This is a genomic window from Micromonospora sp. NPDC048907 (genome assembly GCF_055586885.1).
On sequence record NZ_JBVJHI010000002.1, the window covers coordinates 694,585 to 716,358 of the forward strand.

A 21,774-nucleotide genomic window follows, 5' to 3' on the forward strand; every position below is an offset into this window, starting at 1 on the left:
CACATCCGCGATATTCGGCACTCTATGTGTAAATCGGACTTAAGCGGACGGGTTCGGAAAAGACACGCCGAAAACCCTTGCCCCGCCTGCCCTTGCTGGCCTATGGCGCGGCGACCCCCGGAGCCCTAGAGTCGCGAGCACGCTTCGCGTTTCTGGGAGGGCGAATGACGAGCGCGCCGATGCCCGAGTTCCCCGCCGGCTTCCGGTGGGGCGTGTCCACGTCCGCGTACCAGATCGAGGGGGCGGTCACCGCCGGCGGCCGGGGACCGTCCATCTGGGACACCTTCGCCCACTCCCCCGGCCGGATCGTCGACGGCAGCACCGGCGACGAGGCGTGCGACCACTACCACCGGTACGCCGAGGACGTCGGGCTGCTGGCCGGGCTGGGCGTGTCGGCGTACCGGTTCTCGATCGCCTGGCCCCGGGTCCAGCCCACCGGCGCGGGCCCGGCCAACGCGGCCGGGCTGGACTTCTACGACCGGCTGGTGGACGCCCTGCTCGCCGCCGGCGTGGACCCCGTGGCCACCCTCTTCCACTGGGACCTGCCGCAGGCCCTGGAGGACGCCGGCGGCTGGCTGAACCGGGATACCGCCCACCGCTTCGCCGAGTACGCCGACCTGGTCGCCGCCCGCCTCGGCGACCGGGTGAAGCTCTGGATCACCCTGAACGAGCCGTTCGTCCACATGAGCCTCGGCCACGGCACGGGCGCGCACGCCCCCGGCCGGATGCTGCTCTTCGACGCCTTCCCGGTGGCCCACCACCAGCTCCTCGGGCACGGCCTCGCCGTCTCCGCGCTGCGCGCCCGCAGCACCAGCCCGGTGGCCATCGCCAACAACTACTCGCCCGTGCGGCTGGCCGGTTCGACCGACGCCGACCGGGCCGCCGGGGCCGCGTACGACGCGCTGCACAACCGGCTCTTCACCGACCCGCTGCTCGGCCTCGGTTACCCCGAGGAGCCGGGCCTCGACCCGGCCGTGGTGCGGGCCGGGGACCTCGACGTGATCGCCGCACCGATCGACGTGCTCGGGGTCAACTACTACAACCCGACCGGCATCCGCGCCCCGGCCGACGAGGACTCGCCGCTGCCGTTCGAGATGGTGCCGCTGGAGGGCTACCCGCGGACCGCCTTCGACTGGCCGGTGGTCCCGGACGGGCTGCGCGAGCTGCTCCTCCAGCTCCACCAGCGCTACGGCGACGCGCTGCCGCCGATCCAGGTCACCGAGAGCGGCTGCGCGTACGACGACGTCCCGGACGCCGACGGCCGGGTGGCCGACCCGGAGCGCATCGCGTACCTGGACGGGCACCTGCGCGCCGTGCACGAGGCGCTGACCGCCGGCGTGCCGGTGACCGGGTACTTCGTCTGGTCGCTGCTGGACAACTGGGAGTGGGCCGAGGGCTTCACCAAGCGGTTCGGCCTGGTGCACGTCGACTACCCCACCCAGCGGCGCACCCCGAAGTCGTCGTACGCCTGGTTCCGCGACCTGGTCCGGCGATGACCACCGTCAACCCGACGCCGACCTCGCTGCCGGCGGCGCTCGCCGAGCCGACCCTGCCGGTGCGGCGGACCTGGATCGCGCTGATCTTCGCCGCCAACCTGGGCGTCTGGATGGCCTTCTTCACCCCGATCCAGGTGCTGCTGCCACAGCAGGTGGAGCGGATCGCGCCGGGCGACAAGGAGGCCATGCTGGCGGTGGTCACCGGCCTCGGCGCGCTCGCCGCCGTGCTGGCGAACCCGCTCGCCGGGGCGCTGTCCGACCGGACCTCGCTGCGCCTGGCGAACCGGCACTTCGGTCGCCGGCACGTCTGGACCGCCACCGGCGCGGTGGTCGGCGCGCTCTTCCTGCTGGTGCTGGCCCGGCAGGACAGCATCGCCGGTGTGGCGGTGGCCTGGGTCGCCGCCCAGGTCTGCTTCAACGCCATGCTGGCCAGCCTGACCGCCGCCATCCCGGACCGGGTGCCGGTGGCGCAGCGCGGCGGCGTCTCCGGCTGGGTGGGCATCCCGCAGGCGCTCGGCCTGGTGGTCGGCGCGGTGCTGGTCACCGCCGTGGTCACCGGCAACGCCGCCGGCTACGCCGCCGTCGCGCTCGCTGTGCTGCTGCTGTCCCTGCCGTTCGCGCTGCTCACCCAGGACGACCCGCTGCCCCGGGAGCACCGGTCGCCGCTGCGGCCGCGCGCGCTGCTCGCCTCGATGTGGATCAGCCCGCGCCGGCACCCCGACTTCGCGTGGGCCTGGTTCACCCGGTTCCTGGTGCAGACCGGCAACGCGCTGGGCACGCTCTACCTGCTCTACTTCCTGACCGACGGGGTGCGGGTGGCCGACCCCGAGGGCGACCTGCTGGTGCTGATCCTGCTCTACACGCTGGGCATGATGCTCACCGCCGTGGTGGCCGGGCGGATCTCCGACCGCTCGGGCCGGCGCAAGGTCTTCGTGATCGTCTCCGGGCTGATCATGGCGGTGGCGGCCACGCTCCTCGCGGTCGCCCCGACCTGGCCCATGGCGATCGTCGCCGCGCTGCTGCTCGGCGCCGGCTACGGGGTCTACCTGGCGGTCGACGCCGCGCTGATCACCCAGGTGCTGCCGGCCGCCACCGACCGGGCCAAGGACCTCGGCGTGATCAACATCGCCAACTCGGCGCCGCAGGTGCTCGGCCCGGCGCTCTCCGCCCCGATCGTGGTGCACCTGGGCGGCTACCCCACCCTGTACGCGGTCACCGCGGCGGTCACCCTGGTCGGCAGCGCCCTGGTCGTGAAGATCAAGGCGGTGCCCTGAACCGGCCCCCTGCCGGAAAGCGGTCGCGGCCCGCCGTAGGCTGGGGGCGTGACGGTACGTGTACGCTTCGCCCCCTCCCCGACCGGAATGTTCCACGTCGGCGGCGCCCGCTCGGCCCTGCAGAACTGGATCTACGCCAAGCAGCAGGGCGGGGTGTTCGTGCTCCGCATCGAGGACACCGACGCGGCCCGCAACAAGCCCGAGTGGACCGAGGGCATCCTCTCCGCTCTCGACTGGATCGGCATCGCCCGCGGCAGCTACGAGGGCCCCTACTTCCAGTCCTCCTACGCGGCTGAGCACCGGGCCGCCGCGCAGCGGCTCTACGAGGGCGGCCGGGCGTACTACTGCGACTGCACCCGCGAGGACGTGCAGGCGCGCACCGGCTCGCAGTACCAGGGCTACGACGGCTACCACCGCGACAAGGGCCTCGGCCCCGGCGAGGGCCGGGCGCTGCGCTTCCGCACCCCCGACGAGGGCGAGACCGTGGTGGTCGACCTGATCCGCGGCGAGCCGACCTTCGAGAACAAGCTGATCGAGGACTTCGTCATCGCCCGCGGCGACGGCTCGCCGGTCTTCCTGCTCGCCAACGTGGTCGACGACATGACCATGGGCATCACCCACGTGATCCGGGCCGAGGAGCACCTGCCCAACACGCCGAAGCAGCAGCTGCTCTGGGACGCGCTCGGGGTCAAGCCGCCGGTCTGGGCGCACGTGCCGGTGGTGGTCAACGAGAAGCGGCAGAAGCTGTCCAAGCGGCGGGACAAGGTCGCCCTGGAGGCGTACCGGGACGAGGGCTACCTCGCCGAGGCGATGCGCAACTACCTCATGCTGCTCGGCTGGGCCCCCTCCGGTGACCGGGAGATCGTGCCCTGGTCGGTGATCGAGGAGGAGTTCCGGCTGGAGGAGGTGAACCCCTCCCCCGCCTTCTTCGACGAGAAGAAGCTGCGCGCGTTCAACGGCGACTACATCCGGGCGCTGCCGGTCGAGGAGTTCGTCGCGGCCTGCCAGCCGTGGCTGACCGGCACCGACACGATCGCCCCGCCGCCGTGGCAGCCGGAGGAGTTCGACCCCGCCGCGTTCGCCGCGGTCGCGCCGCTGGCGCAGACCCGGATCGCGGTGCTCAGCGAGATCGTGCCGAACGTCGACTTCCTCTTCCTGGCCGACCCGCTGATCGACGAGGGGGCCTGGGCCAAGGCCATGAAGGAGGGGGCGGCCGACCTGCTGGACGCGGCGATCGCCGCGTTCGAGACGCTGGAGTCCTGGGACGCCGGGTCGCTCAAGTCCACGTTGGAGGCGGTCGGCGCGGAGCGCGGCCTGAAGCTGGGCAAGGCACAGGCGCCGGTCCGCGTCGCGGTCACCGGCCGCACCGTCGGCCTGCCGCTGTTCGAGTCGCTGGAGGTGCTCGGCCGCGACCGCACCCTGACCCGACTGCGGGCCGCCCGGGTGCGCCTGTTCTGACCCCGGATCGCCGAGGGGCCCGCCGGTCGTCCGGCGGGCCCCTCGCGTACCCGGGTCAGCCGCGGGCGGACCGGCGGCGCAACAGCAGGCCGGCGCCCAGCGCGACCAGCACCACGGCCGCGCCGGCCGCCCACAGCCACCCCGTACCCCCGTCGTCCTCCGCCTCGTCGGCGGCGGGCGTGGGGCTCACGGCGGACGTCGTGGGTGGGGTGCTCGGGGCGGCGCTCGTCGCGGCGGGAGTGGCCGACGGCGGTGCGGCGGCCGTGCCGGTGGTGAGGGTGAAGCGGATCTCCCCGCTGATCGGGTGGCCGTCGGCCGAGCCGACCCGGTAGGCCACGATGTAGAGACCGGCCGCGCCCGGGGCGAACGGCACGCTCACCCGGTTGCCGGCGAACGCCGGCGCGCCACCCGCGGCCGGCACGTTGTCCGGCCCGGTGATTGTGATCTTCGTCGTGGCGGGCGCCGGTGCGGCGAGGAACCGGAGCTCGACCCGCTTCGGCGCGGTGGCCAGCCGGGCCCCGTTCTTCGGGTCGCTGCCGGTCAGCGAGTTGTGCGCGGCCGCCGGCGCGGCCGGCAGCAGCACCGACACCGCGGCCACCACCCCGAGCACCACCGACCAGCCCCGCGCCACACGAACGACCCTGCCCCCCATGAACTCCTCCATCCGGGTACGATCCGGCCGCTGATCATCGTCCGCTGTGTTGGTCGGTCGCAGATCACACATAGTTCCAAATACTCTTCCAGCTCGTGCAACCTAGCGCCGTTCTGCGGAGTCTTTGAGGTGGACGCCGGTCCGCGCCCGGCGACCACCCCTCGGCCGATCCAGCGCGACCTGCAGCGGAAGCCACCCATCGAACGGGGCGAGGAGGCGGCGATGGTCCGAAAGGTGAGGCGGCTGCTGGCGGCCGTGGCCGGGATGGTGGTGGCGACGGCGTGCTCGCTGGCCCTCGTCGGCGCGACCCCGGCGCAGGCGGCACCCAAGCCGAAGCTCGCACCGGCCGGTGTGGACATCACCGGCCACCGGCTCGACCAGCCGCTGCAACTGCGCGCGGACACCCGGCCCGCCGAGGTGAACATGGTCGTCGACCAGGTCAAGTGGCTGGGCGTCAGCGGCCAGCAGCGCGGCCCGGCGGCCAAGGACCTCGGCCCGAAGTACACGGTCGTGCTGCTCGTCGCGGGCACGGCCACGAAGACGTACGACCTCTACCCGCTCGCCAAGGGCGGTCCCCGCGTCTACCGGCCCGCCAAGCAACCCGACCTGAGCAAGACCCGGGCCGGCTGGTTCTTCGGCCGGCTCAACATGTCCGAGACGCTGCGCACCGTGGGAGTGCCGCTGGAGCGGCAGTTCGACACGCTCAGCGGCGGCATCGGCGGCGGCGAGCGGGTCATCCCGGAGGAGGCGCTCGACCCGGTGCAGGACATCGACAGCGCGCTCGGCGAGCTGCAGCGGCTGCTGCTGCTCAACGTCGGGGTGATGGTGGTCATCACCGCCGGGCTGGCCGGCATCGCGCTGCTGGTGCGCCGCCGCACCCGCTGACCTCCGGCCTCAGACCTCCAGCACGACCTTGCCCCGGACGTGTCCCGCCGCCACCAGGCGCTGCGCCTCGGCCGCCTCGGCCAGCGGGAACGTCCGGGCCACGTGCACGGCGAGCCGGCCGGCGTCGACCAGCCCGGCCAGCACGCTCAGGTCGGCCGTGGACGGCTTCACGAAGACGTAGCTGCCGCCGAGCCGGGTGACGTGCTCCGGGTCGGCCGTGGAGATCAGCCGCGCGGGCCGGGTCAGCAGCTCGGCGGAGACGTCCAGCGCGTCGCCGCCGAACAGGTCCAGCGCCACGTCCACCCCGTCGGGCGCGATCGCGCGGACCCGGTCCAGCAGGCCATCGCCGTAGCTGACCGGCTCGGCGCCCAGCGACCGGACGAAGTCGTGGTTGGCCTCGCTCGCCGTGCCGATCACCCGGTGGGCGCCGAGCGCCCGGGCCAGCTGCACCGCCAGGTGCCCCACCCCGCCGGACGCGCCGTGCACCAGCACCGTGTCGCCCGCGCCGGTGCGGGCCAGCTGCAACGCCTGGTACGCGGTGAGCCCGGCCAGCGGCAGCCCGCCCGCCTCGGCCCAGGACGCCTGGACCGGCTTGGCGGCCAGGCACCGCTCCGGGGCCGGAACCAGCTCCGCGTACGTGCCGTGCTGCACGTCGTCGCGCCGGACGTACCCGATCACCTCGTCACCGACGGCGAACCCGGCGACCGCCGGCCCGACCGCCTCGACCACCCCGGCGGCGTCCCAGCCCGGCACCAGCGGGAAGTGGGTCGGCATCAGGGCGGCCAGGTTCCCCTCGCGGATCTTCCCGTCGACCGGGTTCACCCCGGCGGCGCGCACCCGCACCAGGACCGTGTCCGGCCCGACCGGCGGGGTGGGCAACTCGCGCAGGGTGAGCCGGTCGACCGGGCCGTACGCGTCGATCGCGATCGCCTTCACCCCGCCCACGCTAGCCGCCGGACGGCGGCCGCGAGGTCAGCACCAGCGGCGCGGGGGCCGCTCCCGGCGCACCGCCCGGCTGCGCGGCCGGACCGGGCCGTGCCGGTGGGCGCCCGCCCAGCCGGGCAGGTCGCTGCGGCAGGCCCGGGCCGGCTCGGCCTCGGGCCCGGCCGGCGGCACCGGCTCGGCGGCCCGCTGGCGGGGCACCCGCGGCTCGTCGTCGGCCCGCTCGGGCGCCCAGCCGGCGACCGGCTCCGGATGGGTCAGACCCGTCCGGCGCGGGTGCTTGGCGGGCGCCGGCTGCTCGTGGTGGCCCGGCCGGCAGGGCTCGCCCTGGGCGCAGCCGTGCTCGGCCTCCCCGTGCGCCATCCCGGTCTCCTCACGTTCGCCTTCGCCCGTCGGGCGGTCGTCACCCCGACGTGCCCTGACACCGTACTGGCCGGGCCCGACGGGCCGTTCAGCGCTACCCGTGGAGATCGCCGGCGGACCGGAACGGGTCAGGCTCGGCGGGCGGCGTCCAGGTCGACGCGGGTGAGCAGGGCGCGCAGCGCGATGCCGTGCCCGGCGAGCGCCTCCGTGCCGCCCTCGCCCCGGTCGATCACGCAGAGCGCGTCCGCGACGGTGGCGCCCAGTTCCCGGAGCTGGCCCGTGGAGAGCACCACCTGACCGCCCGAGGTCACCACGTCCTCGACCACCAGCACCCGCCGCCCGGCGACGTCCGCGCCCTCCGCCAGCCGGGCGGTCCCGTACGCCTTGGCGGTCTTGCGGACGAACGCGCACGGCAGCCCGACGTGCCGGGCCAGCGCGGTGACCATCGGGATGCCGCCCAGCTCCAGGCCGGCCAGCACCTCGGTGCCGGGCGGGACCAGCCGGGCCAGGCCGGCGGCGACCCGGTCCAGCAGGACCGGATCGGCCTCGAACCGGTACTTGTCGAAGTACTCGTCGGCGATCCGGCCGGAGCGGAGCACGAACCGGCCGGCGAGCCGGCAGGTGGCGTCGATGTCGCGGGCGAGTTCGGCGAGGGCGCGCGGGTTGTCGGTCACGGGAGATCATTGTCACCGCCGGCCGGCGGCGCCCGGCCGGCGGGCGGGCCTCGGAGTGGAGCCGCTGGTCAGGGCGTGTCAGGCTGGTGCCGTGAGCGCGAGGAGCGAGCCGGGGTTGCGAGCCCCGCAGTCGCGAGCCGAGGGGACGCCGTGAGCGCGAGGAGCGAGCCGGGGTTGCGAGCCCCGCAGTCGCGAGCCGAGGGGACGCCGTGAGCGAACCGGGCGGGACCGAACTGTCGGCGACGCTGCGCCGCATCGAGCGGGCGGCGGGTGCGCTGTCGACCGCCAGCGTGGCGCGGATGGACGAGACTCTGCCCTGGTTCCGGGAACTGCCGGCCGACCAGCGCTCCTGGGTCATGCTGGTCGCCCAGGCCGGCGTCCGGTCGCTGGTGCAGTGGCTGCACCAGGGCGGTGGCGCGACCGACAGCACGCAGGAGGTGTCGGACGAGGTCTTCGCCGCCGCGCCGCAGGCCCTCGCGCGCTCGATCACCCTCCAGCAGACCGTGGCGCTGATCAAGGTGACCATCGAGGTGGTCGAGGAGCAGGTGTCCCACCTCGCCGTGAAGGGCGAGGAGCAGCTGCTGCGGGAGGCGGTGCTGCGCTTCTCCCGGGAGATCGCCTTCGCCGCCGCCCGGGTCTACGCCCGCGCCGCCGAGACCCGCGGCTCGTGGGACGCCCGGTTGCAGGCGTTGCTCGTGGACGCGCTCCTGCGCGGCGACTCCCCGGACGTGCTGGCCAGCCGGGCGGCGGCGCTGGGCTGGTCGGACGCCCCACCGGTGGCGGTGGCGGTGGGCCGCTCCCCCGGCGGTGAGGTGGCCGCCGTGCTGCACACCGTCTACCGGCAGGCCCGCCGGATCGGGGTCGAGGTGATCGGCGGCGTGCACGGCGACCGGCTGGTCATCGTGCTCGGTGGTGCGGCCGACCCGGTGGCGGCCACGGAGAAGCTGCTCACCGCGTTCGGGGAGGGCCCCGTGGTGGTCGGCCCGGCCGTGCCCAGCCTGGACGAGGCGACCGACTCGGCGCGGGCCGCCCTGGCCGGCTTCCGGGCCGCGCCGGCCTGGCCGACCGCGCCCCGGCCGGTCTCCGCCGCCGACCTGCTGCCCGAGCGGGCCCTGGCCGGGGACGCCGAGGCCCGCCGCCGGCTGCGCCGCGACGTGTACGCCCCGCTCGCCCGCGCCGGCGGCGAGCTGCTGGAGACGCTGGACGCCTTCTTCGCCGCCGGCGGCACCCTGGAGAGCGCGGCCCGGGCGCTCTTCGTGCACCCGAACACGGTGCGGTACCGGCTCAAGCGGGTCGCCGAGGTGGCCGGCTTCTCACCGCTCACGCCGCGGGACGCGTTCACCCTCCAGGTGGCGCTGACGGTGGGCCGGCTCGACCCGGTGGTACCGGGCGTCGCACCGGTCCCGAGCCAGACAATGAGCCCAGGTGCCGGCAAAACGCCGCAGACTGGTGATGATCGGCGCCGATCTTTGTAGGTATCCTCCAAACCTTCTAGTGCGGTTTGGTGCCGTGCGTTACAGCGCGACCCGCGAGTATCCGTCAGAGTCGTAGACGTGCTCGCCGTACTCTCACCCGGACAGGGTTCGCAGAAGCCCGGTTTCCTGACCCCCTGGCTCGACCTGCCCGGCGCCGAGGCGCGCCTGAGCTCCTGGTCGGCGCTGGCCGGGGTCGATCTGCTCCACCTGGGCACCCGGGCGGACGCGGACGAGATCAAGGACACCGCCCGCACCCAGCCGCTGCTCGTCGCCGCCGCGCTGCTCGCCGCCGAGCACCTCCCCATGCAGGACGTCGGGCTGGTCGCCGGCCACAGCGTCGGCGAGCTGGGCGCCGCGGCCCTGGCCGGGGTGCTGACCGCCGAGACGGCCGTGAGCCTGGCCGGCGTACGCGGCCGCGAGATGGCCGCCGCCTGCGCGCTGGAGCCGACCGGGATGGCCGCCGTGCTCGGCGGCGACCCGGACGAGGTGCTCGCCGCCCTGGCGGCACACGGGCTGCACCCCGCCAACCGCAACGGCGCCGGCCAGATCGTCGCCGCCGGCGCGGTGGCCGGGCTGGAGAAGCTCGCCGCCGAACCGCCGGCCCGGGCCCGGGTCATCATGCTCAAGGTGGCCGGCGCCTTCCACACCCCGTACATGGCCCCGGCCGAGGCCGCGCTGGCCGAGGTGGCCGCCGGCATCACCCCCGCCGACCCGGCCCGCATCCTGCTCTCCAACCTGGACGGCGCGCCGGTCGAGCACGGCCAGGAGCTGGTGCGGCGGCTGGTCCGCCAGGTGACCGCCCCGGTCCGCTGGGACCTGTGCATGCGCACGCTGGCCGACCTCGGCGTCACCGGCGTCATCGAGCTGCCGCCGGCCGGCACCCTGGCCGGCCTGGTCAAGCGCGAACTCAAGGGCGAGGGCGCGCCGGAGATCGTCACCCTCAACACCCCCGACGACCTGCCCGCCGCGCGGGACCTGATCGCCCGGCACCGCGCATGAGCCCGCACCACGAGCCGATCCTGCGGGTCCCGCAGTCGCTAACGGAAGGTATCCACTGATGGCCGGCAGCCGGATCGTCGCGATGGGCCACTACCAGCCCTCCCGCGTGGTCACCAACGACGACCTCGCCCAGATGGTCGACACCAACGACGAGTGGATCCGCGACCGGGTCGGCATCGTCACCCGCCGGATCGCCGGGGACGAGACGGTGGCCGACATGGCCGCCGCGGCCGCCGGCAAGGCGCTGGCCAACTCGGGCCTCACGGCCGCCGACATCGACCTCGTCGTGGTCGCCACCTGCACCTCGGTGGACCGCAGCCCGAACGTGGCCTGCCGGGTCGCGGCCAAGCTGGGCATCAGCGCCCCGGGCGCGTACGACATCAACACCGCCTGCTCCGGCTTCGCCTACGCGCTGGGCACCGTCGACCACGCCATCCGGGCCGGGGCGGCGCGTAACGCGATCGTCATCGGCGCCGAGAAGCTCTCCGACTTCACCGACTGGACCGACCGCTCGACCTGCATCATCTTCGGCGACGGCGCGGGCGCGGCCGTGGTCACCGCGACCGCCGAGGGCGAGCCGGCCGGGGTCGGCCCCGTGGTGTGGGGTTCGGTGCCGGAGAAGAGCGACGCGGTCCGGATCGAGGGCTGGCGGCCGTACATCGCGCAGGAGGGGCAGGCGGTCTTCCGCTGGGCCACCACGGCGCTGGCCCCGCTCGCGCTCCAGGCCTGCGAGAAGGCCGGGGTGGCCCCGTCGGAGCTGGCCGCGTTCGTGCCGCACCAGGCCAACGCCCGGATCATCGACGGCATCGTCAAGCGGCTGGACATCCCGAACGCGATCATCGCGAAGGACATCGTCGAGTCCGGAAACACGTCGGCGGCGAGCGTGCCGCTGGCCCTGTCGAAGATGGTCGAGCGGCGGGAGGTGCCCTCCGGCGCCCCGGTGCTGCTGTTCGGCTTCGGCGGTGGCCTGACCTACGCCGGTCAGGTCGTCCGCTGCCCATGAAGACCCCCTCGGGCGCGAGCGCCGAGGTGTGACGGCCGGCGTCGCCGGCCGTCGAGTGAACCCCCGATGAGAGGAACCAACCGCAATGACCCGTGACGAGATCACCGCCGGCCTCGCCGAGATCCTCGAAGAGGTTGCCGGGGTGAACCCGGACGACGTGGCCGAGGGGAAGTCCTTCACCGACGACCTCGACGTCGACTCGCTCTCCATGGTGGAGGTCGTGGTGGCCGCCGAGGAGAAGTTCGGCGTCAAGATCCCGGACAACGAGGTGCAGAACCTCAAGACCGTGGGCGACGCCGTCAGCTACATCGCGGCGCAGTCCTGATCATGAGTCGTCCCGACGTCGTCGTCACCGGGCTCGGCGCGACGACCCCGCTCGGCGGGGACGTCGCGTCGACCTGGGACGCCATGCTCGCCGGCCGCTCCGGGGTGAGTGCGCTCACCCAGGAGTGGGCCGAGCAACTGCCCGTCCGGATCGCCGCGCAGCTCGCCGTCGAACCGTCGACGGTGCTGGACCGGGTCAAGCTCCGTCGGCTGGACCGGTCCGAGGCGATCGCCATCGTGGCGGCGCAGCAGGCCTGGGCGGACGCCGGCCTGGCCGGCTCCGGGCTCGACCCGGAGCGGCTGGCGGTCAGCGTCGGCTCCGGCATCGGCGGCGCCACGACCCTGCTCGCCCAGGACGACATCCTGGAGGCGTCCGGCCCGCGGCGGGTCTCCCCGCACACCATCCCGATGCTGATGCCGAACGGCCCGGCCGCCTGGGTCGGGCTGGAGCTCGGCGCCAAGGCCGGCGTGCACTCGGTGGCCAGCGCCTGCGCCACCGGCGCGGAGGCGATCGCGCTGGGCCTGGACATCATCCGTGCCGGCCGGGCCGACGTGGTGGTGGCCGGTGGCACCGAGGCGGTCATCCACGCGTTGCCGATCGCCGGGTTCAGCTCGATGCGGGCCATGTCGACCCGCAACGACGAGCCGGAGAAGGCGTCCCGCCCGTGGGACAAGGGCCGTGACGGCTTCGTCCTCGGCGAGGGCGCGGGCGTGGTGGTCCTGGAGCGCGCCGACCACGCCGCCGCCCGCGGCGCCCGGGTCTACGCGCGCCTGGCCGGCGCCGGGATCACCTCCGACGCGTACGACATCGTGCAGCCGCACGCCGAGGGCGAGGGCGCCATCCGGGCCATCGCCAAGGCGGTCGCGGACGCGGGTGTCGCGAAGACGGACATCAAGCACGTCAACGCGCACGCCACCTCCACCCCGGTCGGCGACATGCTGGAGATCGGCGCCCTGCACAAGGCGGTGGGCGACCATGTGCTGCTGTCGGCCACCAAGTCGATGACCGGGCACCTGCTCGGCGCGGCCGGTGCGCTGGAGTCGATCGCCACCATCCTGGCCATCCGGGACGGTGTCGTGCCGCCGACGATCAACCTGGACGACCCGGACGAGGGCCTCACTCTCGAGGTGGCCGCGCACAAGGCGCGCCACCTGGAGGTCCCGGCGGCGCTGAACAACGCGTTCGGCTTCGGCGGGCACAACGTGGCCCTGGTCTTCACCCGGGTCTGAGCACGGCCTGCCCGCTCGGGGCCCGCGTCCGCACCGGACGCGGGCCCCGAGCGCGTCTCAGCCCCGGTTGCGGGGATGCTGCTGCGCGGTCCGCTCGTTGCCCCCGGCCCGCGCCCGCGTCCGGCCGCACCCGGATCTGCCGGCGGCCCGGTTCCGGCCCGCCGGGGCGGTTACGGTGAGGACCGCCGAGCCGTCGAGGAGCACCACCCGTGGACGCGACCGAGATCCGCAAGCTCGCCGCGCTGGAGGACACCCACTGGTGGTACCGGGAGCGGCGCGTCCTGCTGGGCCGGACGCTGCGCCGGTTGGCGGCGGCGGGCACCCGGCCGGGGCGGGCGCTGGACATCGGCGCGGCCGGCGGCGGGAACACCCGGGTGCTGCGGGCGCACGGCTGGCGGCCGGTCGCGCTGGAATACAGCGCCGAGGGCGCCGGGGTGGCCCGGGGCCGGGGCCTGGACGTGATCCGGGCCGACGCCCGGCAGCTGCCGGTCCCCTCGGCCGGCCTCGGTCTGGTGGTCGCCCTCGACGTCCTGGAGCACGTCGACGAGGACCACCTCGCGGCCGCCGAGTTCCGGCGGGCGCTGCGCCCCGGCGGGACGGCCCTGGTCACGGTGCCGGCCGACATGCGGCTCTGGTCGGCGCACGACGTGGCGGTCGGGCACGTCCGGCGCTACGACCGCGCCGGGCTGCGGGCCGTGGTGGAGAAGGCCGGGCTGGTGGTGGATGAGCTGTGGAGCTGGAACGTGCTGCTCCGCCCGGTGGCGGCCTGGCGGCGCCGCCGGTGCACCGGCTCGGACCTGGACGAGCCGCACCCGCTGGTGAACCTCGGCCTGCGGACGGTGGTCGCGGTCGAGCGGCACCTGCCCGTGCGGGCGCTGCCCGGGGTCTCGCTGATGCTGCGGGCGCACCGCCCGTCCTGAGCCCGGGACGGCCGGCTCACCGGAGCCGGTAGACGGCCGTCCGGGCGTTCTCGAAGCGCAGGTCGGCGAGGCGCCGCAGGGCCGGCGCCTCGGGGCCGACCTGGCGGTCGACCACCAGCCAGCGCACCCCGTACCGGTCGCGCAGGGCGGCCAGGCCGGCGGCCGTGGGTGCGGTGAAGGCGACGTCGTTGGCGCGCTGCCGGTCGGCGTCCCAGAACGGTGCGTACGGGCCGTCGGGCCGGCCGACCATCCGGGGCGCGAACGCCCACCCCTCGACCAGCACCGACCGCTCGGCGTAGCCGCTCAGCCAGAACGACCGGGCGTCGCACCACCCGTCCACCACCTCCCGGCAGTGGGCGTTGGTGGCGAGCACGTCGTCCGGCGCGCTGTGCGCCCGCACCCAGCGGGCCGCCTCGACCCGGGAGGCGGGCATCGCCACGACCGGGTACGCCCCGCCGTTCGGGTAGTCCCGGGTCGCGGCGGCGTCCAGCACCAGCCCCGGCGACCCGGCGGCCAGCACGGCGGTGAGCAGCACGAGCCCGCCCCGGCCGGCCAGCCCGGGCCAGCGCCCGACCAGCGCGGGCCAGCACAGGGCCACCAGCACCGCCGGCACGGCCAGCACGGCCGCCCAGCGCAGCAGCGGCAGCACCGGGGCGTACGCGGGGACGGCCGGCGAGCTGGTCGCGGAGTGGAGCTGCGCCGCGGTGAGCAGCGCGGCGAACCCGGCCGCGCCGGCACCGAGCAGCCACCGGCCCCGGGCGGGCAGGGCGGCCCGCTCGGCCACCTCGGCCCAGCCCCACCCGGAGAGCAGCACCCCGAAGGCGAAGCCGGTCCGGGTGAAGTACTGGTTGCTGCTGCCGGGATGCCCGACGAGCAGGTAGATCGCCGGGCCGGCCAGCGCGCCGCCGAGCAGGAACACCTGCACCGGCTCCAGCCGCCACCGGCGCGGCGGGAGCAGGGCCACGGCGCCGGCCACCCGGAGCTGGAGGTTGAGCAGGAACGCCACCGTCACCAGCACCCACCACAGCGCGGTGACGCCGGCGGGCCGGCCGGTCGGCACGTACGGGCGCAGCCCCGAGAACGGGTCCAGGACCACCCCGTGACTCTCGAAGGCGAACAGCACGGCGGTGGCGAACACCTGCGCGGCCAGGGCCAGGCCGGCGGCGCCCAGCACGGCCCGGGGCAGCCGGCGGCGGGCCACCAGCGTCACGGCGGCGGTGAGACCGAGCGCGGCCAGCACCACCGGCAGCGAACTGGCCTTGGCGCCGGTCGACGCGGCCAGGAAGAGGACCGCCAGCGCCCAGGCGCCGCGGCCCAGCGGGGGCACGGTCACCCCGCGGGCGCGGCCGGCGAGCTCACCGAGCGCGGCGACCAGCGGCAGCAGCAGCACCCAGCTGTACGTCATCGACGGGCTGCCCCAGACGATGAAGGTGGCCTGGCTGCCGAAGAGCTGCCGCCAGCCGTTCTCGAAGCCGAACTCGCCCACGGTGAACAGCAGCGCGGCGGCCACCACCCCGGCGTACGGCCGGCCGCTGACCCGCCAGCCGACCACGGCCACCAGCACGGCGGCGAGCCCGCAGAGCGCGGGCACGGCGAGCCGGAACAGCACCGTCGGCAGGTCCACCCCGCTGACCAGGCTGGCGGCGGCCAGGTGGGCGAAGCCGAACCAGTGGTAGTGCAGCGGCTCACCGGCGACCTGCGGCACCTCGGGCGGCACCTGGTGGGTGGCCGCCCCGGCGAGGGAGAGCTGGAAGGCCAGGTCGAGGTACTGGGCCTGCCCCTCGTCGGTGGGCAGCACCGGGTTGACGGCGAGGAACGAGCCGTACAGGTAGAGGGTGAAGCCGGCCACCACCCCCGCCAGCGACCAGGCCCACCCCGCCGGCACCGCGGTCGGGTACCGGACCCGCCAGTGCCGGCGCAGCCGGGGCACGGCGGCGAAGGGCACCACCACGGCGAGCGGCCAGAGCCGCAGCCAGCCGGGCAGCCCGGCCGCGGTGAACCCGGCCCACGCGACCAGCTCCAGCACCAGGCCGACGGCGGCGCCCATGGCCAGGTCCTCGACCAGGGTGTGCGGCCGGCGGCGCAGCGCGCGGAACACCAGCGTGCCGGGGAGCAGCACGGCCAGCGCCGCGTACGCGGTCCACCGGGCGATCGCGCCGCCCGGTGTGCCGGCGGCGAGCAGCACGGCGACGGCGGCGGCGTACCCGGCGACGGCCGGTGCCCAGCGCAGGGCGGCCGGACGGCGGCGCGGGTCGACGGCCGCCGGGGCGGCGCCGGCGGCGACGGCGGTCACCGCAGGCTGTCGGCCAGCTCGGCGGGGTCCGGGTGGGCCGGCCCGGCGGCGGCGCTGTCGCCGGCCACCAGGTACGCGGGCCGGCCCTGCACGGCCGTGTAGATCCGGGCCACGTACTCGCCGAGCAGGCCGAGGCAGAGCAGCTGCACGGCGCCGAGGAAGAGGATCGCCACGTAGAGCGAGGGCCAGCCGGTGACCGTGGCGCCGGCGAACCAGGCCAGCAGCGCCGCCATGACCAGCACCCCGCAGACCGCCACGCCCGCCAGGCCCAGCCAGGTGGCCACCCGCAGCGGCGCGGCCGAGAAGCTGGTGACGCTCTCGGCGGCCAGCCCGGCCATCCGGGACAGCGGGTACTTCGTGCGGCCGGCGGCGCGTTCCTGCCGCTCGTAGGTCACCTCGGCGCTCGGGAAGCCGAGCCAGGGCACCACCAGCCGGAGCACCGGGCTGCGCTCGGGCAGCTCCCGCAGCGCCTCCACGGCGGCCCGGCCCAGCAGCCGGAAGTCGCCGGCCTGGGCGGGGACCTGCTCGCCGACCAGCCGCCGGATCAGGCGGTAGTAGCCGCCCGCGCTCCACCGCTTGAACCGGGTGTCCCGGCTGCGGTCGGCCCGTACGGCGTAGACCACGTCCACGCCCTCGGCGCGGGCCCGGCGCAGCAGCTCGACGATCACCTCGGGCGGGTCCTGGAGGTCGGCGTCGATGCTGACCACGTACGCGCCCCGGGCGCGGAGCAGGCCGGCGTGCAGGGCGGCCTGGTGCCCGCTGTTGCGGCGCAGCCGGAGCACCCGCAGCTCGGGCCAGCCGACCCGCAGCGCGGCCAGCGCCGCAGGGGTGGCGTCGGTGCTGCCGTCGTCGACGGCCACCACCTCGTACGCCTCACCGAGCCCGTCGAGCACGCCGCGCAGCCGGACGGCGAGCAGCGGGAGGACGGCCTCCTCGTTGAACATCGGCACCACGACGGACAGGGCCGGCTGCGGCGCGGTCACGGCACTCGACCCCCCGGACTCCCTGGCGGCGGACCCGGCCGACGCTACCAGTCGGGCAGGTCAGGGCCGGGTCGGTCGCGGGGCAGCCACCCCGATCAGGTGCCGCAGGTGGTGGCGGGCAGGCCGGACACCTTCACCGGCGAGTGGCCGGTCGGGCGGGCCTTGCCGGCGAGCACCGCGGCCAGCGCGGTCATCGACGCCCGGGTGGACGAGTAGGTGGCCAGCAGGGTCGGTGACTTCGCCCCGGCCAGCACGTACGGGGTGTCCATGGCCACCGTCACGTCCGCGTCGGCGCGCAGGTCCGCGCTCCCGTCGCCGTACCCGACGAGGTGCACGACGGTGCCGCCGCTGGGCACCACCTTCACCCCGGCGGCGGTGAGCGCCGCGGTCAGCGCGGCCCGGGTCCCGTCCCGTCCCTTGGCGGAGGTGACCGTGACCGGGCCGGCCACCGGGCTGCCGCACCGGCCGCGCAGCATGGTCACCGCGGCGGCGGCCAGGTCGGCGGCGGCCTTCCGGTGCGCGGGGCTGTCCAGCGTCGACAGCGCCGGCGCCGGCCGGTCGGCCAGCTTGAACTTCATGGTCAGCACCCGGGTGACCGCCTCCACGAGCCGGGTCCGGGGCAGCGAGCCGTCCTTGAGCGCGGCGCGCAGCCCGTCGTACGCCTGGCCCACGTTCGGGGTCATGAGGATGAGGTCGTTGCCGGCGTTCAGCGCGCGGACCGCGGCCTCCCCGGGCGACCACCGCTTGGCCGGCGCCATGTTCATCCCGTCGGTGATCACCACGCCCTGGAAGCCGAGCTGGCCGCGGAGCACGTCGGTGAGGACCTTGTGGGAGAAGGTGGCCGGGGTGCCCGGGTCGATCGCCTTGACGTCCAGGTGGGCGGACATCACCGCCATGGCGCCGGCGTCGATCCCGGCGTGGAACGGCGGGAACGCGGTGCGGTCCAGCACGGCGCGGGACTGCCCGACCACCGGGAGGTCGGTGTGCGAGTCGGCGGCGGTCAGCCCGTGCCCGGGGAAGTGCTTGACGGCGGCGCCGACCCCCTCGGCCTGCAACCCGCGGACCGCGCCGGCCACCTGGCCCGAGGCGGTCGCCGGGTCGGCGCCGAAGGAGCGGGAGCCGATCACCGTGCTGCGGGTGGCCAGCACGTCGGCGACCGGGGCGAAGTCCAGGTTGACGCCCATGGCGGCCAGCTCGGCGCCGGCGGCCTGCCAGGCGGCCTCGGTGAGCGCCGGGTTGCCGGCGGCGCCGGCGGCGAGCGGGCTGGGCAGCAGGGTCACGCCGTCGGTGATGCGGGTGACCACGCCGTACTCCTGGTCGGTGCCGATCAGGAACGGGGCGGGGCCGGCGGGCAGCCGCCCGGCGGCCGCGCGCAGCCCGTCGGTCAGCGCGCGGACCTGCTTCGGGTTGTCGACGTTGGTGGTCGCCTGGTTGCCCGAGGTGGGGTCGTCGGCGCTGAAGCCGACCAGGATGAGCCCGCCGAGGCGGTACTTCGCGACCATCTCCGCGGGGGTGTCGACCCCGGCCAGGGCCCGGTTGCCGGCCGCCGACCCGGGCGAGACCTTCGTCGCCGAGCTGCCGTACGCGTAGGGCATCAGCACCTGACCGACGAGATCCTCGTCGGAGAGCGTCGCCACCAGGGCGGCCGCCCGGGCGGCCGGGTCGGCGCCGGTCGGGGCCGGGGCGGCCGACGACGGGACCGGCGCCGGGCTCGACGGGGTCGGTCGGGGCCGTTCAGGCTCACCCGAGCACCCGGAGACGAGCAGCGCGGTCAGTGCGGCGAGCGCGACGCAGGTGCGGCGCGGGGGAATCGACACGCGCCCCACCGTATCGGGGCAACTTGGCCTTCCGTCAGCCCACCCGGGTGAGCAGTGTCACCGGCGCGCCGTCCCCGGCGTACCGGTAGGGCTCCAGTTCGGCGTCCCAGGCGGTGCCGAGGGCCTTGTCCAGGGCGTGCGCGAGCGCCTCCGGGGCCCGGGCGGCGGCCATGATGCCGCGCAGCCGGTCCTCGCCGAGCTGGATGTCACCGGCCGCGCCCACGGTGGCCCGGAACAGGCCGCGCCCCGGGACGTACATGAAGCGCTCGCCGTCGACCCCCGGACTGGGCTCCTCGGTGACCTCGAAACGGATCATCGGCCACTGCCGGAGGGCAGCAGCCAGTTCGGCGCCCGTCCCCGGGCTGCCGGTCCACCCGCACTCGGCGCGCCGCGCCGCGGGATCGACGGGCTGGGCCGTCCAGTGCAGGTTGACCGGCGCGGCGAGGACGCGCGCGATCGCCCACTCGACGTGCGAGCACACGGCGAGCGGGGTCGAGTGGACGTATACGACGCCACGCGTTGGCACGGTGACCTCCCGGTGAGCCGAGGTGCGTCTTCCCCTACGACCTCGTCCACGCGAGTGGCCTCTGGAACACATGATGACCTGTGTGACGGATGGTGCGCCAGCGAATCGGAAAATTCGCCGGTGCCGGTGACCGGGAAATACCCGGGCGGCTGACCCGGTTGTGCTCCCTGACGGCGCGACGACCAGCCAGGCGTCGGGGTCGTGTACAGTTCTCTGGGCGGTTCTGTGCCGCCGCACGTCTTCGCGGGCTGACGCTCACCCCGGGCGTCAAACCGCACATCAGCCCCCGGACGGTTTCCGTCCTCCCGTACGTCTGCAAGGAGTACCTCCGTGGCGAGCAACACCTCTAAGACCGCGCGCGCGTCAGTCCGGGCCGGCCAGGCTGGCCAGGGTGGCGCCCTCAGCGTGCTGGGCGAGTTCAAGTACCTGATCCCGCTCAACGGCGGCAAGCACGCCTACGTGCGCAACCTGACCAACGGCAAGACCGCGCACCTGCGCACCGACTCGGACGCCTTCGTCGAGGAGATCCGGGTGCTGGCCGCCGCCGGCCACGCCGCCAAGGTCCGCGCCGAGATCAACGCTCTCGCCGCCACCCACCCGGACCACGGCTGGGACAAGACCGAGAAGCGTCTCGTCGAGGCCGGCGTCTTCGAGGGCTGAGCGCCCTCACCCGCGACACCACGAACCGCCCGCCGGGGTCACCCCGGCGGGCGGTTCTGTCTCTCCTCACTCTTCGGACAGCAGCGCCACCGCGCCGGTGGCCAGGTCGTAGAGGGCGCCGACCACGGCCACCTCGCCGGCCGCCACCGGGCCGGCCAGCAGGTCGTCGGCGCGCAGGGCGGCCACCGTGCGCCGGACGTGCCGGCGGACGGCCAGCGGGTGGACGTCCGGGTCGTCCACGCCGACCTCGTGGACCGCCGGCGTGATCCGGTCCACCACGTAGCCCAGCGCGCCGCCCGGCCGGTGCCCGCTGCGCAGCGCCTCGACCGCCGAGCCCACCGCGCCGCAGCGCTCGTGGCCGAGCACCATCACCAGCCGCACGCCGAGTTGCCCCACCACGTACTCGATCGAGCCGCGGACCGCCCGGTCGAGCACGTGCGCGCCGGTGCGGATCACGCAGATCGAGCCGAACGTCTGGTCGAAGATCGCCTCCAGCGGCACCCGCGAGTCGATGCAGCCCAGCACCACGGCGTACGGCTGCTGGTCGCCGGAGGCCACCGCGGCGGCGGCCGTGACGTCGTGGCCGTGCACCGGCTGGCCGCTGACGAAACGCCGGTTGCCGGAGAGCAGCTCGGCCAGGGCGCCCCGGGGCGTCCGGGCGGCGGGGGTGGGCGGCATGCCCTCCAGCCTGGTCACCGATCCGGCGCCGCGAGGCGGGGTTGGGAATCTTCTCACCACCCTGGTTGCCGTGCTGTCATGAGGGGTACGCCGGTGTCAACACCGGGTCACTCCGGTGCGCGGTCACCGGTCGGCCCGGGGAGGTGGAACATGCCGGAGCGCCTGGAGGTGCGACTTCCCGACGGCGTACGCCTGCACGTGACGGCGACCGGGCCGGTCGACGCCGAGGTCACCGCGGTCCTGCTGCACGGCTGGACGCTTGACGGTCGCAGCTGGCACCGCCAGGTCGCCGGCCTGCGCGAGCGGTGGGGCGACCGGGTCCGGGTGCTCACCTACGACGCCCGGGGGCACGGCCGGTCGAGCTGCATGGCGCTGCGCACCGCCACCCTGGCCCAGCTCGGCGACGACCTGGCCGCGGTGGTCGACCAGCTCGTCCCGTCCGGCCCGATCGTGCTCATCGGGCACTCGATGGGCGGGATGACCGTCATGGAGTACGCGCACCGCCACCCCGACCGCTTCGCGGCCCGCGTCGCCGGCCTGGTCTTCGTCTCGACCACCGCCGAGGGGCACACCCACACCGCCTACGGGCTCTCGCCCCGCATCGCCCGGCTGATCCGGCTCGCCGAGACCACCGGCGCCGGGGTGCTGGCCCGGTGCGGCGCCTGGCGCCCGCCGCACGCGCTGCTGCGCGCGCTGCGCCCCAGCATCCGCTGGATGCTCTTCGGCGACCGCTGCGACCCGGCCGACATCCGGCTGGTCACCTCGGCGGTGGCGCACGCCTCGCTGCGCTCGATCGGCGGGTTCCGCGCCTCGATCGGGGCCCAGCACCGCCTGGACACCCTCGCGGCGCTCGGCCGGCTGCCGGCCGCCGCGCTGGTCGGCGACCGGGACCGGCTCACCCCGCCGCCGTGCGCCGAGTCGATCGCCGCGGCCCTGCCGACCACCGAGCTGACCGTCTGCCCCGGCGCCGGCCACATGCTGATGATGGAACGCCCTGACGAGGTGACCGCGGCCGTCGCCGGGGTGCTGCACCAGGTGCTCTCGGGGACGGACGCGGGAACGGCCGGACAGCGGGTGGGAACGCCCGGATAACGGGCAACCCGGACGGGCGGCGGTGGGCAG

Annotated in this window: 21 protein-coding genes; 12 read left to right on the forward strand and 9 right to left on the reverse strand. The window is 75.3% G+C overall.

Going from position 1 to position 21,774, the window contains the following annotated elements:
• Nucleotides 1-164: 164 nt before the first annotated feature.
• From ACZ6PY_RS08310 to gltX, 3 genes are read left to right on the forward strand one after another with little or no spacing between them, the layout of a single operon-like run.
• Nucleotides 165-1,496, forward strand: a complete 1,332-nt coding sequence (locus ACZ6PY_RS08310; protein ID WP_466070365.1) for a GH1 family beta-glucosidase — start codon at nucleotides 165-167, stop codon at nucleotides 1,494-1,496.
• Complete coding sequence (locus ACZ6PY_RS08315; protein WP_466070367.1) at nucleotides 1,493-2,770, forward strand: MFS transporter; 1,278 nt, start codon at nucleotides 1,493-1,495, stop codon at nucleotides 2,768-2,770. The genes ACZ6PY_RS08310 and ACZ6PY_RS08315 overlap by 4 nt, the downstream gene beginning before the upstream one ends.
• Before the next feature lie 48 nt (nucleotides 2,771-2,818).
• Nucleotides 2,819-4,228 (forward strand): glutamate--tRNA ligase, encoded by a 1,410-nt coding sequence (gene gltX, locus ACZ6PY_RS08320; RefSeq protein WP_466070369.1) that lies wholly within the window; start codon nucleotides 2,819-2,821, stop codon nucleotides 4,226-4,228.
• 55 nt (nucleotides 4,229-4,283) lie between these two features.
• Here gltX and ACZ6PY_RS08325 read toward each other — a convergent pair whose 3' ends face one another.
• Nucleotides 4,284-4,880, reverse strand: coding sequence for a copper resistance CopC family protein (locus ACZ6PY_RS08325; RefSeq protein ID WP_466070370.1), 597 nt, complete (start codon nucleotides 4,878-4,880; stop codon nucleotides 4,284-4,286).
• A 222-nt stretch (nucleotides 4,881-5,102) separates the two neighbouring features.
• Here ACZ6PY_RS08325 and ACZ6PY_RS08330 point away from each other — a divergent pair, with 222 nt between their 5' ends.
• On the forward strand, nucleotides 5,103-5,765 hold the full coding sequence (locus ACZ6PY_RS08330; RefSeq protein ID WP_466070372.1) for a hypothetical protein: 663 nt from the start codon (nucleotides 5,103-5,105) through the stop codon (nucleotides 5,763-5,765).
• 9 nt (nucleotides 5,766-5,774) lie between these two features.
• Here ACZ6PY_RS08330 and ACZ6PY_RS08335 read toward each other — a convergent pair whose 3' ends face one another.
• The 3 genes from ACZ6PY_RS08335 to pyrE all read right to left on the reverse strand — a co-directional run bounded on the left by ACZ6PY_RS08335 (nucleotide 5,775) and on the right by pyrE (nucleotide 7,744).
• Entirely contained in the window at nucleotides 5,775-6,701 is a 927-nt protein-coding gene (locus ACZ6PY_RS08335; protein ID WP_466070374.1) for an NADP-dependent oxidoreductase, read from the reverse strand.
• Nucleotides 6,702-6,737: 36 nt separating this feature from the next.
• The gene (locus ACZ6PY_RS08340) at nucleotides 6,738-7,070 is read right to left on the reverse strand and encodes a hypothetical protein (RefSeq protein ID WP_466070376.1); all 333 of its coding nucleotides are present in this window, start codon (nucleotides 7,068-7,070) and stop codon (nucleotides 6,738-6,740) included.
• Between the two features lie 128 nt (nucleotides 7,071-7,198).
• Entirely contained in the window at nucleotides 7,199-7,744 is a 546-nt protein-coding gene (gene pyrE, locus ACZ6PY_RS08345; protein WP_466070378.1) for an orotate phosphoribosyltransferase, read from the reverse strand.
• 209 nt (nucleotides 7,745-7,953) lie between these two features.
• On the opposite strand from pyrE, the gene ACZ6PY_RS08350 reads away from it, so the two are divergent.
• The 6 genes from ACZ6PY_RS08350 (at nucleotide 7,954) to ACZ6PY_RS08375 (ending at nucleotide 13,695) form a co-directional block, all read left to right on the forward strand.
• Nucleotides 7,954-9,219, forward strand: coding sequence for a PucR family transcriptional regulator (locus ACZ6PY_RS08350; RefSeq protein ID WP_466070380.1), 1,266 nt, complete (start codon nucleotides 7,954-7,956; stop codon nucleotides 9,217-9,219).
• A gap of 78 nt (nucleotides 9,220-9,297) precedes the next feature.
• Nucleotides 9,298-10,218, forward strand: a complete 921-nt coding sequence (locus ACZ6PY_RS08355) for an ACP S-malonyltransferase (RefSeq protein ID WP_466070382.1) — start codon at nucleotides 9,298-9,300, stop codon at nucleotides 10,216-10,218.
• 58 nt (nucleotides 10,219-10,276) lie between these two features.
• Nucleotides 10,277-11,221, forward strand: coding sequence for a beta-ketoacyl-ACP synthase III (locus ACZ6PY_RS08360; protein WP_357939445.1), 945 nt, complete (start codon nucleotides 10,277-10,279; stop codon nucleotides 11,219-11,221).
• Between the two features lie 85 nt (nucleotides 11,222-11,306).
• Nucleotides 11,307-11,546, forward strand: a complete 240-nt coding sequence (locus ACZ6PY_RS08365; protein WP_088972559.1) for an acyl carrier protein — start codon at nucleotides 11,307-11,309, stop codon at nucleotides 11,544-11,546.
• 2 nt (nucleotides 11,547-11,548) lie between these two features.
• A complete protein-coding gene (gene fabF, locus ACZ6PY_RS08370; RefSeq protein ID WP_466070385.1) occupies nucleotides 11,549-12,775 on the forward strand; it encodes a beta-ketoacyl-ACP synthase II in 1,227 nt (408 codons plus the stop codon).
• Nucleotides 12,776-12,984: 209 nt separating this feature from the next.
• On the forward strand, nucleotides 12,985-13,695 hold the full coding sequence (locus ACZ6PY_RS08375) for a class I SAM-dependent methyltransferase (RefSeq protein ID WP_466070386.1): 711 nt from the start codon (nucleotides 12,985-12,987) through the stop codon (nucleotides 13,693-13,695).
• A 16-nt stretch (nucleotides 13,696-13,711) separates the two neighbouring features.
• On the opposite strand, the gene ACZ6PY_RS08380 is transcribed toward ACZ6PY_RS08375, so the two are convergent.
• The 4 genes from ACZ6PY_RS08380 to ACZ6PY_RS08395 all read right to left on the reverse strand — a co-directional run bounded on the left by ACZ6PY_RS08380 (nucleotide 13,712) and on the right by ACZ6PY_RS08395 (nucleotide 19,314).
• Entirely contained in the window at nucleotides 13,712-15,988 is a 2,277-nt protein-coding gene (locus ACZ6PY_RS08380; RefSeq protein WP_466070387.1) for a hypothetical protein, read from the reverse strand.
• Nucleotides 15,985-16,971: a glycosyltransferase family 2 protein gene (locus ACZ6PY_RS08385; RefSeq protein WP_466070389.1), complete on the reverse strand. Its 987-nt coding sequence runs from the start codon at nucleotides 16,969-16,971 to the stop codon at nucleotides 15,985-15,987. The genes ACZ6PY_RS08380 and ACZ6PY_RS08385 overlap by 4 nt, the downstream gene beginning before the upstream one ends.
• Before the next feature lie 95 nt (nucleotides 16,972-17,066).
• Entirely contained in the window at nucleotides 17,067-18,797 is a 1,731-nt protein-coding gene (locus tag ACZ6PY_RS08390) for a glycoside hydrolase family 3 protein (protein WP_466070391.1), read from the reverse strand.
• A 25-nt stretch (nucleotides 18,798-18,822) separates the two neighbouring features.
• Entirely contained in the window at nucleotides 18,823-19,314 is a 492-nt protein-coding gene (locus ACZ6PY_RS08395) for a DUF3145 domain-containing protein (protein ID WP_466070394.1), read from the reverse strand.
• A 330-nt stretch (nucleotides 19,315-19,644) separates the two neighbouring features.
• Between ACZ6PY_RS08395 and ACZ6PY_RS08400 the strand changes: the two genes are divergently transcribed.
• Nucleotides 19,645-19,974 (forward strand): hypothetical protein, encoded by a 330-nt coding sequence (locus tag ACZ6PY_RS08400; protein WP_154228052.1) that lies wholly within the window; start codon nucleotides 19,645-19,647, stop codon nucleotides 19,972-19,974.
• Nucleotides 19,975-20,040: 66 nt separating this feature from the next.
• Here the strand turns inward: ACZ6PY_RS08400 and ACZ6PY_RS08405 are convergent, their stop codons facing one another.
• Nucleotides 20,041-20,652 carry a carbonic anhydrase gene (locus tag ACZ6PY_RS08405; RefSeq protein WP_466070396.1) on the reverse strand — a complete coding sequence of 204 codons (612 nt, stop codon included), beginning with the start codon at nucleotides 20,650-20,652 and terminating at the stop codon, nucleotides 20,041-20,043.
• A 150-nt stretch (nucleotides 20,653-20,802) separates the two neighbouring features.
• Between ACZ6PY_RS08405 and ACZ6PY_RS08410 the strand changes: the two genes are divergently transcribed.
• On the forward strand, nucleotides 20,803-21,744 hold the full coding sequence (locus tag ACZ6PY_RS08410) for an alpha/beta fold hydrolase (RefSeq protein ID WP_466070398.1): 942 nt from the start codon (nucleotides 20,803-20,805) through the stop codon (nucleotides 21,742-21,744).
• Nucleotides 21,745-21,774 lie beyond the last annotated feature (30 nt).